General features: G+C 71.7%; 12 protein-coding genes. 6 read left to right on the forward strand and 6 right to left on the reverse strand.

All coding sequences use genetic code 11. The annotated features are described in order from the left end of the window. Positions 1-133: 133 nt before the first annotated feature. Positions 134-985, reverse strand: coding sequence for an SDR family oxidoreductase (locus tag ABH927_RS08575; RefSeq protein ID WP_370019655.1), 852 nt, complete (start codon positions 983-985; stop codon positions 134-136). 51 nt (positions 986-1036) lie between these two features. On the opposite strand from ABH927_RS08575, the gene ABH927_RS08580 reads away from it, so the two are divergent. The 4 genes from ABH927_RS08580 to ABH927_RS08595 are packed head-to-tail and all read left to right on the forward strand — an operon-like array spanning position 1037 to position 4408. Continuing rightward, a complete protein-coding gene (locus ABH927_RS08580) occupies positions 1037-1789 on the forward strand; it encodes an enoyl-CoA hydratase family protein (RefSeq protein WP_370019657.1) in 753 nt (250 codons plus the stop codon). Beyond that, a complete protein-coding gene (locus ABH927_RS08585) occupies positions 1786-2616 on the forward strand; it encodes a CoA transferase subunit A (protein WP_370019659.1) in 831 nt (276 codons plus the stop codon). Before ABH927_RS08580 ends, ABH927_RS08585 begins: the two co-directional genes overlap by 4 nt. Then, the gene (locus ABH927_RS08590) at positions 2613-3377 is read left to right on the forward strand and encodes a CoA-transferase subunit beta (protein WP_370019660.1); all 765 of its coding nucleotides are present in this window, start codon (positions 2613-2615) and stop codon (positions 3375-3377) included. The genes ABH927_RS08585 and ABH927_RS08590 overlap by 4 nt, the downstream gene beginning before the upstream one ends. Next, positions 3374-4408: an NAD(P)H-dependent flavin oxidoreductase gene (locus ABH927_RS08595; protein WP_370019662.1), complete on the forward strand. Its 1035-nt coding sequence runs from the start codon at positions 3374-3376 to the stop codon at positions 4406-4408. The genes ABH927_RS08590 and ABH927_RS08595 overlap by 4 nt, the downstream gene beginning before the upstream one ends. Positions 4409-4437: 29 nt before the next feature. Here ABH927_RS08595 and ABH927_RS08600 read toward each other — a convergent pair whose 3' ends face one another. The 3 genes from ABH927_RS08600 to ABH927_RS08610 form a co-directional block, all read right to left on the reverse strand. Next, a complete protein-coding gene (locus ABH927_RS08600) occupies positions 4438-5931 on the reverse strand; it encodes a glycoside hydrolase family 3 protein (protein WP_370019664.1) in 1494 nt (497 codons plus the stop codon). Positions 5932-6028: 97 nt separating this feature from the next. After that, the gene (locus ABH927_RS08605) at positions 6029-7372 is read right to left on the reverse strand and encodes an alkaline phosphatase (RefSeq protein WP_370019665.1); all 1344 of its coding nucleotides are present in this window, start codon (positions 7370-7372) and stop codon (positions 6029-6031) included. 108 nt (positions 7373-7480) lie between these two features. Beyond that, positions 7481-8629 carry an acetyl-CoA C-acetyltransferase gene (locus ABH927_RS08610; RefSeq protein WP_370019667.1) on the reverse strand — a complete coding sequence of 383 codons (1149 nt, stop codon included), beginning with the start codon at positions 8627-8629 and terminating at the stop codon, positions 7481-7483. 97 nt (positions 8630-8726) lie between these two features. Here ABH927_RS08610 and ABH927_RS08615 point away from each other — a divergent pair, with 97 nt between their 5' ends. Both ABH927_RS08615 and ABH927_RS08620 read left to right on the forward strand, forming a co-directional pair. Beyond that, positions 8727-9401 (forward strand): TetR/AcrR family transcriptional regulator, encoded by a 675-nt coding sequence (locus ABH927_RS08615; RefSeq protein ID WP_370019669.1) that lies wholly within the window; start codon positions 8727-8729, stop codon positions 9399-9401. Continuing rightward, positions 9398-10087: a DNA alkylation repair protein gene (locus ABH927_RS08620; protein ID WP_370019671.1), complete on the forward strand. Its 690-nt coding sequence runs from the start codon at positions 9398-9400 to the stop codon at positions 10085-10087. Before ABH927_RS08615 ends, ABH927_RS08620 begins: the two co-directional genes overlap by 4 nt. Before the next feature lie 35 nt (positions 10088-10122). Here ABH927_RS08620 and ABH927_RS08625 read toward each other — a convergent pair whose 3' ends face one another. Beyond that, positions 10123-11520: an aminobutyraldehyde dehydrogenase gene (locus ABH927_RS08625; protein WP_370019673.1), complete on the reverse strand. Its 1398-nt coding sequence runs from the start codon at positions 11518-11520 to the stop codon at positions 10123-10125. Positions 11521-11557: 37 nt separating this feature from the next. After that, positions 11558-12940 (reverse strand): NAD(P)/FAD-dependent oxidoreductase, encoded by a 1383-nt coding sequence (locus ABH927_RS08630; protein WP_370019674.1) that lies wholly within the window; start codon positions 12938-12940, stop codon positions 11558-11560. Positions 12941-13040: the final 100 nt, after the last annotated feature.

The following is a 13040-nucleotide window of genomic DNA, read 5'->3' on the forward strand; positions in this document are numbered from 1 at the left end:
TGCTACGGACATGTCATCGCTGAGGCGGTCAGGGGAGTCAACCTGGTCGGCGCGACGGCCGCCCGGACCCGGCCCGGCCAGTTGCGGCCCGCAAACCGAGGAGATGATCAAGGAACCAGTCGTCAGGCCTAACTCAGGCGTCCACTCGCCATGCGGGGATCTCGCCACCTCCGTGTAGGAGAACCTGGGCACCTGTCACATAGGACGGCACACCGAGCCAGAGGCAGGCCGCCGCGACGTCCTCCGGGCGGGCCATCCGGCCGGCGGGGATGGCGGCGCCGGTCCGAGCCATCCCTGCCGCGCCGCCGTAGTGCTCGGCCGCGTTCTCGGTCTCGGCCAGCCCGACGACCACGGTGTTCACCCGAACCTGGGGTGCCCACTCCGCCGCGAGGCAGGCCGCCAGATGGTGCAGGCCGGCCTTGGCCGCGCCGTACGCGGAGGTCCCGGGTGACGGCCGGACCCCACTGGCGCTGCCGATCATGACGACGGCCCCGCCGCTCGCGGCGAGCAGGGGGTGGGCGCGCTGTGAGACCAGCAGCGGCGCGGTCAGGTTGAGCTCGATGACGCGCGCGTGCAGCCGCGAGGAGGTGTCCGCAACCGGTGCGTACGGCGAGCCGCCCGCGTTGTTGACCACCACGTCGAGCCTGCCGTACGCCTCCTCGATGGCACCGATGAGCCGGTCGACGTCGGCGGGGTCGCGGACGTCAGCCGCGACGAACCGGGGACCGCGCGGGGAGCCATTCAGGGGACCAGCCGACAGGCCCCCAGAGAGACCGACTGGCCGGCCGTCAGAGGGAGTGTCCGGGGAAACGTCCGGAGGGGTCTTCAGTGAGCCGCCCGGGGGCGCGCTCGCCGGGGGCTGTTTACGGGCGCAGACGACGACCTCGGCTCCGGCGTCGCGGAAGGCCGCGGCGATCCCGGCGCCGATGCCTTTCGTGCCGCCTGTCACGAGCACTACGCGGCCGGTGTAGTCGTACGTCACCACTCGCCCATGCTACCGTACCAAGCAAGCGTTAGGTTAGAAGGAAAGGGCGCGATGGGCATCTCAGTCGTCGGAGAAGCGGGGACTGCCGGGGTCGTCGAGATCGTCATGGACGTCCCACCGGTCAACGCGTTGACCGCTCGCGGCTGGTTCGAGCTGGCGGAAGCCGTACAGCGGGCCGGGCGCGACGCGGCGACGCGGGTCGTCGTGCTGCGCGGCGAGGGCCGCGGCTTCAACGCGGGCGTGGACATCAAGGAGATGCAGCGCGCCGACGGCTTCGAGACGCTCGTCGCGGCCAACCGGGGCTGCTACGCGGCGTTCGCGGCGGTCTACGAATGCGAGGTGCCGGTGATCGCGGCCGTCCACGGGTTCTGCCTCGGCGGTGGCGTCGGCCTGGCCGGCAACGCGGACATCGTGGTGGCGAGCGACGACGCGTACTTCGGGCTGCCGGAAGTCGACCGGGGCGCGCTGGGTGCGGCGACCCACCTCGCCAGGTTGGTGCCGCCGCATCTGGTGCGCGCGATGGTGTACACGTGCCGGACGGCGACGGCCGCGGAGCTCCACAAACACGGCTCGGTGCTCAGCGTGGTCCCCCGCGACCGGCTCAGGGACACCGCGCTCGAGATCGCCGAGGGGATAGCCGCCAAGGATCCCTACGTCATCCGCAGGGCCAAGGAGTCGCTCAACGGCATCGACCCGATCGACGTGAAGCGCAGTTACCGGTTCGAGCAGGGCCTGACCTTCGAGCTCAACCTGATGGGCGCGGGCGACAGGCACAGGGACGCCTTCGTGAAGGGAGACCGATGACAAACCCCATGTCCAAGGTCATGTCGGTGGAGGAGGTCGTCGGCTCGCTGGAGAGCGGCATGACCATCGGCATCGGCGGCTGGGGGTCGAGGCGCAAGCCGATGGCGCTGGTCAAGGGCATCCTCCGGTCCGGGCTGACGGATCTCACGATCATCTCGTACGGCGGAGCCGACGTGGGCCTGCTCTGCGCGTACGGCAAGGCGCGCAAGGTCGTCGCGCCGTTCGTGACGCTCGACTCGATCCCCCTGGAGCCGCACTTCCGCGCCGCGCGGCAGGCGGGGGCGATCGAGTTCGTGGAGTACGACGAGGGCATGTTCATGTTCGGGCTGCTGGCGGCGGCCCATCGGCTGCCGTTCCTGCCGACGAGGGCCGGCCTCGGCTCCGACGTGATGCGGGTCAACCCGTCACTGCGGACCGTGCGCTCGCCCTACGAGGACGGGGAGGAGCTGGTGGCCGTGCCGGCTCTCACCATGGACGTGGCGCTCATCCATCTGAACCGGGCCGACCGGCGGGGAAACGCCCAATATCTCGGCCCCGACCCGTACTTCGACGACCTGTACGCCAAGGCCGCGGACCGGTGCTACGTCTCGTGCGAGCGGCTTGTGGACACGGCCGACCTGCTGAAGGAGGGTCCGGTGCAGTCGTTGCTGGTGAGCCGGTCGATGGTCACGGGCGTCGTCGAGGCGCCCGGCGGAGCCCACTTCACGTCCTGCGAGCCCGACTACGGCCGTGACGAGGAGTTCCAGAGGGCCTACGTGGCCGCGGCGGCCTCCCCCGAGTCCTGGCGCGAGTCCTGGCGCGAGTTCACGCGGTGGGTGGCCAGGTGAACGCCTCCAGGGCGGAAGTGTGCGTGGTCGCCTGCGCGGAGGCGTTCCGGGGCGACGGGGAGATCCTCGCGGCGGGGGTCGGAGGCGCGGTGACGGTGCTCGCCGCCCGGCTGGCCCGGCTGACCTTCGAGCCCGACCTGATCACCACGGACGGGACGTGCCTGCTGACCGGCGACGTCCCGCCGCTCGGGGCCGACCCCGAGGTGATCGAGGGCTGGCTGCCGTTCCGCGACCATCTGTGGCTGGTGCTACACGGGCGACGCCACGTCATGCTCGGCGCCTCGCAGATCGACCGGCACGGGAACACCAACATCTCCTGCATCGGCGACTGGGCGCGGCCGACGTCGCAACTCCTCGGCGTGCGCGGAGCGCCCGGCAACACGGTGTGCAACCCGACGAGCTACTGGATCCCCAGGCACTCGACCCGCGTCTTCGTGCCCAAGGTCGACATGGTGAGCGGCGTGGGTCACGACCGGGCGGGCTCGCTGCGCCACCACGAGCTACGCCACCACAAGCTGCGCCACCACGAGCTGCGGCGCGTCGTGACGAACCTGTGCGTGCTCGACTTCGACGGGGGCCTCATGCGGCTGGTCTCGGTCCATCCCGGAGTAAGCGTGGCGGACGTCGCCGGCAACACCGGATTCCCGCTCATCGTCCCGGACCAGGTGCCCGAGACCCGCCTGCCCACCACGGAAGAGCTCCACATCATCCGCGACATCCTCGACCCCGGCGACCTGCGCGAGCGAGAGGTCCGGGCGTGAGGACGGCGCTGACCGATCTCGCGGGGTGCCGGCACCCGATCGTGCAGACCGGGATGGGATACGTCGCGGGCGCCCGGCTGGCGGCCGCCACCTCCAGGGCGGGCGGACTGGGCGTCATCGCGGCGGCCACGATGCCGGTCGACCAGATGACCGCCGCCATCCGGGCGGTGAAGGAGCGTACGGACGCGCCGTTCGGAGTGAACATCAGGTCGGACGCGGACGACGCCGCCGAACGGGTCGACGTGATGATCCGCGAAGGCGTCCGGGTCGCGTCTTTCGCTCTGGCCCCCCGCCGCGACCTGATCAGCCGCCTCAGGGACGCGGGGGTGGTGACGATCCCCTCGGTCGGGGCGCGCAGGCACGCGGAGAAAGTCGCCGCCTGGGGCGTGGACGCGGTGATCGTGCAGGGCGGAGAGGGCGGCGGGCACACCGGCGCGATTCCCACCACGCTGCTGCTGCCACAGGTCGTCGATGCCGTCGATATCCCGGTCGTCGCGGCCGGCGGCTTCTTCGACGGGCGGGGGTTGGCGGCCGCCCTCGCGTACGGCGCCGCCGGGATCGCGATGGGCACCCGGTTCCTGCTGACCTCGGACTCGCCCGTGCCCGACGAGGTCAAGAAGCTCTACCTGGGCACGGCGGACACGCTGGTCACGACCCGGGTGGACGGCGTGCCGCACCGGGTGCTGCGCACGCCGTTCGTGGAGTCGCTGGAGCGGTCGCGGCTGCGGCTGCTCCGCGCGGTCCTCAACGCCGCCCGGTTCAGACGGCTCAGCGGCATGTCGTGGGCCGGCATGCTACGGGAAGGCCGCCGCATGAGGCGCGGGCGAGACCTCGGGTGGGCGCAGGTGCTCCAGGCGGCCAACACGCCCATGCTGCTCAAAGCCGCCATGGTGGACGGCCGGGCGGACCTCGGTGTGCTGGCCTCCGGGCAGGTGGTCGGGGTCATCGACGACCTGCCCACCTGCGCGGAGCTGATCGACCGGATCATGGCGGAGGCGACAGCCGTACTCAACGGGCTCGCCCGTCTGTGAAACGGCACCTGCCCCAGCCCGACGGGGGGTCATTCCTCCTGGAGGCCGGTGAGGATCTCGGCTGCGGCTTGGCCGCACACTCGGGCGGAGCCGTGGGTGGCGATGTGGACGGCGCCCAGGTCCGTACGGCCCGGCAGGCCCATCTCCACGACGACGCCGTCCGGCCGGACGGAGAGCATGCGTTCGAGGACGTGCATCTGCCACGGATGGCGGTGGGCGTCCCGCACGACGATGACCAGCGGCCGGTCCGCCGCGTCGCCGAGCGCGCGGTCGGGGGCGCCGTCCATGGCCTCGGGCTCGCGCAGGCGGGTAACCGTCGTGCCGGGCAGCAGCTTGCTCAGCGGCTCTCCGGTGCCCCACGGCATGCCCTTGTCGATGGCCAGGTTCGTCTCGGGGGCGAGCTCTACCACGTGCGGGGCCGCCGCCAGGGGAAGCACGGCCGCCGCGCCGGGGTGGCGGGTGACCCGTACGGCACGGCGGGCGGCGGCGAGGCCGATCTCCCGTGAGCCGGCGGCGTCGGCCGCCCCGGCCTGCCAGGAGGCGAGCGCCCGCACCCGGACGGCGGCTTCGGCGAGCCGGTCCTCGGTCAGCTTGCCCTCCGCCACGGCGTCCACGATGGTGTTGCGGATGAGCTCCACCGTGGCCTCGTCGGAGTTCTCCCCGCCGACGCAGATGGAGTCGGCCCCGGCCGCGATGGCGAGCGCGCTCGCGCCGCCCAGGCCGTAGACCCCGGCCACGGCGGCCATCTCGATGCCATCGGTGACGACGAGGCCGTCGAAGCCGAGCTCGGTCCTGAGGAGGTCGGTGAGGATGCGCGGGCTGAGCGTCGCGGGCAGGTCGGAGTCGTACGCCGTGACGAGCAGATGGCCCGTCATGATCGCGCGTACGCCCTCCCGGATGGCGGACCGGAACGGCCACAGCTCGACCTCGGCCAGCTCCTCCCTGGAGACTGTGACGCGGGGGACGCTGTGGTGCGAGTCCACCGACGTGTCGCCGTGCCCGGGGAAGTGTTTGGCGCAGGCGGCCACTCCGGCCGACTGCAGGCCGCGGATCCAGGCGGCGGTGTGCCGGGCGACCAGTAAGGGGTCGGCGCCGAACGACCGCAGGCCGATCACCGGGTTGTCCGGGTTGCTGTTCACGTCGGCGGCGGGGGCGAAGTCGATGTTGACCCCGGCGGCGCGGAGGTCCCGGCCGATGTCACGGCCGACCTGCTCGGTCAGCTCCTCGTCGTCCACCACGCCGAGCGCGTAGTTCCCAGGCCGGGAGCTGCCCGTGCGGGCCTCCAGGCGGGTGACCTCCCCGGCCTCCTCGTCGATGCCGACGAGGATGTCCGGGTTCTCGGCGCGCAGGGCCGCGGTGAGGCCCGCGAGCTGGGCCGGGGTGTCGACGTTCCTGGAGAAGAGCACCACACCGGCGAGGCCGTCGGCGAGCCGGCGTCGCACCCAGTCGGGAGCGTTCGTCCCCACGAAGCCGGGAAGGAGGACCGTGTCGGCCAGCCGGAGCAGGCCAGGGCTTCGCTTCATGCTGTGGTGGGGTGGGCAGGCCACACAGGGCAGCGGTCAGGCATGCCCGAAATCTAATAGGAAACTTTCCTATTCGCCAGAGGGTTGACCTTGGATTTTACAGATCAGTTCGTTGGAGCTTGTTGCCCTTGACCCGGAAGCCCGCCGCCGTCGAGACCGGTGCCCCCGGCCGGTCGACGAAATCCACCACTCTGTAGTCGGTCTGGAAGTCCTCCATGCTCGCCGTACAGGACAGATAGCCCCTGCGGTTGTCGAAGAAGGCGATGTGCGGGTTCAGCGGCAGGATGGCGCTCGCGTCCGTCATCGCGGGCATGCTGGTCACGGACGTCCCGACGAACTCCACGCCGAGCGCCTTGGACGCCGGGTCGGCCCAGTCGGCGCGCAGGTCGCAGGCCCAGCCGTTGTGGACGTCTCCGCTCAGCACGACGAGGCCGTCGGGGGCCTCGGCCAGCACGCGCGCGCGGGACTCGGGGAACCCGTCCCAGGCGTCGGTGCTGGGAGGCTCCAGGGGGAACTTGCGCGGGGCGAAGAAGACCGCCTGCGCGAGGACCTTCCACCGGGCGGTCGCGCCCTTCAGCCGCGCGGCGAGCCACTGCTCCTGCTCGGGGCCGAGCATGTCGCGGCCCTCGCGATGCTGCCTGGCGTCCACGAGCACGAAGTCGACGACCCGCCCGTACGGCCGCCAGCGGTGGTTCTGCAGGCTGGAGCCGCTGGGCCGGACGCGCAGCGGCAGGTGCTCGTAGTACGCCTTGAAGGCGGCGGCCCTCCGCTTGAGGAACGCGGCGGGGCTGGTGCCGTCGCCGGGCAGCGCGCCGGAGTAGTTGTCCCGGACCTCGTGGTCGTCCGGCATCGCGATCCACGGCGCGGCGGCGTGCGCCGCCTGGAGATCGGCGTCCATGCGGTAGCGGGCGTAGCGGTTGCGGTAGTCGCCGAGCGTCCTGCACTCGGCCTCGGACTCCAGCGGCCGCACGTACCGGCCGGCCTTGGGGTGGGCCGGCTTGCCGTACTCGTAGATGTAGTCGCCGAGGTGCAGGATCACGTCGGGACGCTCGTCGGCCAGATGGCGCAGAGCGGTGAAGAACCCGTGCTCGTAGCGCTGGCACGAGACGACGCCGAACCGGACGGGGGCCGTCGAGGCCGGGTCGGGGGCGGTCTTGGTGCGGCCCACCTGGCTGGTGTGGCCGTCGATGGAGAACCGGTAGAAATACTCGGCGCCCGGTCGCAGGCCCGTCACGCGGACGTGCACGCTGTGGGCCCAGTCGGGCTGCGCGGACGCCGTACCGGACTGGACCCCCCGGGCGAACGCCTCGTCCTCGGCGAGCTGCCACTGTACGGCCATCGCCTGGTTGGGCATGCCGCCGGGCCGGGTGGGGTGGAGCGGCTCGGGGGCCAGACGGGTCCACAGGATCACGCCGTCGGGTAACGGTTCCCCCGAGGCCACCCCCAAAGTAAACGGATAGCCCAATTTCGCCATAGCTTCGATCCTGCCCAAGAACGCGGCCCTGTGGCGGCTGTTTTGCGCATGATCACGGCCTTACATGATCACGGCCTATGTGAGGGATTCGAGGATCGTGACGTTGGCCTGGCCGCCGCCCTCGCACATCGTCTGCAGGCCGTACCGGCCTCCGGTGCGTTCGAGCTCGTGCAGCAGGGAGGTCATCAGCCGGGCCCCGGTCGCGCCCAGCGGGTGGCCGAGCGCGATCGCCCCGCCGTTCGGGTTGACGGTGGCCGGGTCGGCGCCCGTCTCCTTGAGCCAGGCGAGCACCACCGGCGCGAACGCCTCGTTGATCTCCACGCCGTCGATGTCGTCGATCTTCATCCCCGCCTTGCGCAGCGCGTGCGCGGTGGCCGGGATGGGCGCGGAAAGCATCATGATCGGATCGGCGCCCCGGGCGGACATGTGGTGGATCCGGGCGCGCGGGGTGAGGCCGTGGACGCGGACCGCCTCCTCTGAGGCGATCAGGAGCGCTGCGGCGCCGTCGGAGATCTGGGAGGAGACGGCCGCCGTGAGCCGTCCCCCGTCGACCAGCGTCCCGAGCGCGGCCATCTTCTCCGGGGTCGTGTCCCGGCGGGGCCCCTCGTCGGCCGTCACGCCCAGGTAAGGGGCGATCTCGCGGTCGAACCGGCCCTCGTCGGCGGCGGCGATCGCGCGCCGGTGGGAGGCGTAGGCGAACGCCTCCATGTCCTCTCGGGAGATCTCCCACCGGGCGGCGATCATCTCCGCGCCGCGGAACTGGGACACCTCCTGCGTGCCGTACCTCGCCCGCCAGCCGTGCGATCCGCTGAACGGCCCTTCGGAGTGGCCTCCGGCGGTCATGGCGGAGGCGATCGGCACCATGCTCATGTTCTGCACGCCCCCTGCCACGACGAGGTCCGCGTTTCCGCTCTGCACGGCCTGCGCCGCGAAGTGGACGGCCTGCTGCGACGAGCCGCACTGCCGATCGACAGTGACGCCGGGCACCTCCTCGGGCAGCCCGGCGGCGAGCCAGCACGTCCTCGCGATGTCGCCGGCCTGGGGGCCCACGGTGTCGACGCAGCCGAACACCACGTCCTCCACCGCGGCCGGGTCCACGCCCGTCCTGTCCATGAGCGCGCGGAGCACGTGCGCCCCGAGGTCGGCGGGGTGCGCCGCGGCGAGGCCGCCGTTCCGCCTGCCGACGGGTGTGCGGACCGCGCCCACGATGTATGCCTCAGCCATGAACAGCATCGTACCAAGCGCTTGTTAGGCATACCGAAGGTTGTTCGGAGCAGCGGTTATGTGAACAAGCCCTTGCTCGTGGGCCCATAATGGAGAGGTGAACCAGCGAAAGAACTCCGGCGCCACCGCCGCCCCGGCGAAGGCCAAGCGCGCGGCCGCCACGGGCGCGGCGTCGGAGCGGCGCGACCACCTCGTCAAGCTCGCCGCCGAACTCTTCGCACGCAAGGGCTTCCAGGCGACGACGGTGCGTGAGATCGCCGACGAGGCCGGCATCCTCTCCGGAAGTCTCTACCATCATTTCGACTCCAAGGAGACGATCGTCGACGAGGTGCTCCGCACCTTCCTCGAGGATCTGATCGCCCGCTACCGCGTGGCGCTGGAGAACGCCGGGGAGCCCCGCGCCATCCTGTCGGAGATGGTGCGGATCGGCTTCGGCACGCTGGAGCCGCACCGCGCGGCCATCACGGTCATGCAGAACGACTGGAACTACCTGCGCTCCCTCCCCGGCGACCGCTTCGACTACCTCGTCAGGGCCGAGGACGAGGTCGAGCGCATGTGGGTGGAGCAGATCAAGCGCGGCCAGGCCTCCGGCCAGTTCCGCTCCGACGTGGACCCCAAGCTGACCTACCGTATGATCCGCGACACGATCTGGGTGGCCGTGCGCTGGTTCCGCCCCGGCGGCCGGCTCAACACCGAGGGACTCGCCGAGCACTACATCACCGTCCTGTTCGACGGCCTGGCGACCGGCGAGCGGACCAGCCAGCGGGCATGACACTCGTCAAGGCGGTACGGCTCGCGCTGACCGAGGTCGCCGATCCCTCACGCGCTCCCGCCATGCGGGCGTACATGAAGTCCGAGATGCCGTTCCTCGGGGTGACGGCCGTGCCGCGGCGGGCCGCGCTGCGGCAGGTGTTCGCCGAGCACCCCATGGAGTCGGCTCCCGAGTGGCGGGAGGCGGTGCTCGACCTCTGGCGTGAGGCCGAGTTCCGCGAGGAGCGGTACGCCGCGATCGAGCTGTCCGGCCACCGCCATTACAGGTCGTGGCAGACGCTCGACACGCTCCCGATGTACGAGGAGATGGTCGTCACGGGCGCGTGGTGGGACCTCGTGGACGAGATCGCCGTGCACCGCGTCGGCACCCTGCTGCGCCTCTACCCCGACACGATGCGGTCGCTGATGCTGAAGTGGGCGCGCGATCCCGACCTGTGGAAGCGTCGCACGGCGATCCTCTGCCAGAACGCCTTCAAGGAGCGCACCGACGTCCGCCTGCTGTACGCGTGCATCGAGCCGAGCCTGTCGGACATCGACTTCTTCGCCCGCAAGGCCATCGGCTGGGCGTTGCGCGAGTACGCCAAGACCGACCCCGCCGAGGTCGTCCGCTACGTGAACCACCAGGGCATCACCGGCCTGTCCCGGCGCGAGGCCCTGCGCAACGTCCCCACCCCGCCCCCGGCGTGATCATGCGGCCCCTCCCGCCCCGCCGAACGCAGTCCTCAGGCCGGACGGAAGGAGTCGCGGGCATGCGGCGCGGCGTGCTTGATCATGAGGTGCCTGGTCGCCGAATACTCCTGGACGGCCTCCTGGCTCATGTCCTTGCCGAAGCCGCTCCCCTTCACGCCGCCGTGCGGGGCCTCCGACGCGATGGGCAGGTGGTCGTTGACCCACGTCACGCCGACGTCCAGGCGGTGCGACACGCGCAGCGCCCGGGACACGTCGGTGGACCACACCGAGGAGGCCAGGCCGTACGGCGTGTCGTTGGCGAGGCGCACCGCCTCGTCCTCGCCGTCGAACGGGACGGCCACCAGCACCGGGCCGAAGATCTCGCCCTGCACGATCTCGCTGGACTGGTCGGCGTCGGCGATCAGCGTCGGGGCGTAGTAGAACCCGGGGCCGTCGATGGGCTGTCCGCCTGTGACGACCCGTCCGGACGCCCTGCTCACGAAGCCGTGAACCCGGTCGCGGTGGGCCGCCGAGATCAGCGGGCCGATGTCGGAGCCCTCCGCCCACGGGTCGCCCGGCCGTACGCGTGAGAGCGCGTCGCGCAGCGCCTCGACGGCCTCGGCGTAGCGGGACCGCTCGATGTAGACGCGGGTCGCGGCCGTGCAGTCCTGGCCGGTGTTGTACGTGGCGCCCATGACGACGCCGGCCGCCATGTCCTCCAGGGCCGCGTCGGCGAACACCACAGCGGGGGCCTTGCCGCCCAGTTCCAGGTGGACGCGCTTGAGGCCGTCGACCGCGCCCCGCATGACGGCACGGCCGGTCTCGGTGGAGCCCGTGACGCTGACCATGTCCACGCCGGGGTCGGTGACGAGCGCCTGGCCCACGGCGGCTCCGCCCGTCACGACCTGGAGCAGCCCGTCCGGCGCCCCGGCCTTGGCGAACAGCTCCGCGAGGCGCAGGGTGGTGCGCGGGGTCTGCGGGGCCGGCTTGATGACGACCGCATTTCCGGCCGCGAGCGCCGGGCCGACCTTCCAGACCGCCATGACGAAGGGGAAGTTCCACGGCGCGATCGATCCGACGACGCCGAGCGGCCGCCTGATCAGCACCGACGTGTAGCCGGCGCTGAGCACCCCGGCTCCGGTCCCCTCCAGCGACCTGGCCGCTCCGGCGAAGAACCGCAGGTTGTCCACGGCGAACGGCAGCTCGCCGTCCCGGAACACGGCCGCGGGCTTGCCGGTCTCCTCGACCTCCAGCCGGGTGAGCTCCTCCGCGTCCCGCTCCACCAGGTCCGCGAGCCGCAGCAGCACCCGCGCCCGGTCCCCCGGCGTCGTCTCCCGCCACTGCTCGAAGGCGTCACGCCCGGTCCGTACGGCTGCCGCCACGGCCTCCACGGGTGTGTCGGGCACGTCGCCGATGGGCCGCCCGTCAGCGGGGTTGATCAAAGTTGCCATGGGGTTCTCTTTTCTCTGTGGGCATGATCACGGCGGATCAGCTGTCGAAGCCGATGCCGAAGCGGTCGAGGAGGCGGAGCCAGGGACCGCGACGTCCCTCGTCGGCGTCGGCGCGGGCCAGGGCCCGGCGAGTGAACTCCACGACCGGCCAGCGCAGCGGCTCCGGCGGGAACGGCACCGGGTGGCGGCGGACCATCCTGAGCCCCGTCCGCTCGGTGGATCGCCTGGCGAGCAGGTCGAGGCCGGCCAGCGCGCCGAACCGGGAGGCCCCGACCCCGAGGCCGGTGTACCCGAGGGCGTAGGCGACCCGGCCGCCCATCGCCGTCCCGAAGAACGGCGTGAACCGGCTGGTCGAGTCGATGGCCCCGCCCCACCTGTGGGTGAAACGCAGACCGTGGAGCTGCGGGAACGTTTCGAAGAAGTGCCTGGCGAGCAGGTTGTGCGAGGCGTCCCGCTGCTCCTCGCCGGAGCCGCCGAAGTTGTAGATCGCGTCGTATCCGCCCCACAGGATGCGGCCGTCGGCCGTCAGCCGGTAGTAGTGGAACTGGTTCCCCGCGTCGGTGAGCCCCTGGCCCTCCGGCCAGCGGATCGACTCCCGCTGCCCCGGCGACAGCGGCTCGGTCACGAGCACGTAGTCCCAGACCGGAAGCACGAAGCTCCGCAGCCTGCGCAGGGGCGCCGGGTAGGCGTTGGTCGCCAGCAGCACCTGCTTGGCGCCGATCACGGCGGCGCCCTCGGCTCCCGAGGTCGTGACCTCGACGGCGGACCCGGCCCGCCGCAGGCCCGTGACCTTGGTGCCCTCGAAGACCCGCACGCCGAGCCGGTCTGCCACCCGGGCGAGGCCCCACGCGAGCTTGGCCGGGTCGAGCACGCCGCCCGTCCCCCGGACGCGGAGGCCGCCGAGGTAGGTGGGCGAGTCGACGTCGGCCCGCATCTCGCCGAGGTCGAGGAACACGGCGTCCTCGCCGTGCTCACGGTGCAGCTTCTCAGCCCGTCTGAGCTCCTCGACATGGTACGGCTCGACCGCCACCGTGGTCTTGCCGGCCAGATGGAGGTCGGCGTCGATGCCGTGGGCCTCGGCGAAGGCGGCGATGGCCGCGAGGTTCTCCCGGCCGAGCGCGAGCAGCGTGTCGATCTCGGTGGGCCACAGGTTGAGCCCGTGACTCAGGCCGTGGGTGAGCGAGTCGGAGATGAAGCCGCCGTTGCGGCCGGTCCCGCCGTACGCGATGGAGTGGGCCTCGACGAGGACCACGTCGCAGGCCGGGTTCTCCTCCTTGGCCAGGACGGCGGCCCACAGGCCGGTGAACCCGCCGCCGACGATCAGCAGGTCGGCGGTCGTACGGCCGCGCAACGGCGACCACGGCCCCGGGGCTCCGGGCTGGTCGGTCCAGAAAACGCGGGGAGCTGCATCCTTGATCACTTGACGGCGATCCGCTCGATGGCGTCGGCGGCGACCCGCAGTCCGTCACGACGGCGGATCTCCGCACCGGCCGCCTCCAACCGAGAGCGGAGCTCGGCGT

The organism is Planotetraspora sp. GP83 (assembly GCF_041262585.1).
Classification (GTDB): Bacteria; Actinomycetota; Actinomycetes; order Streptosporangiales; family Streptosporangiaceae; genus JAOEGB01.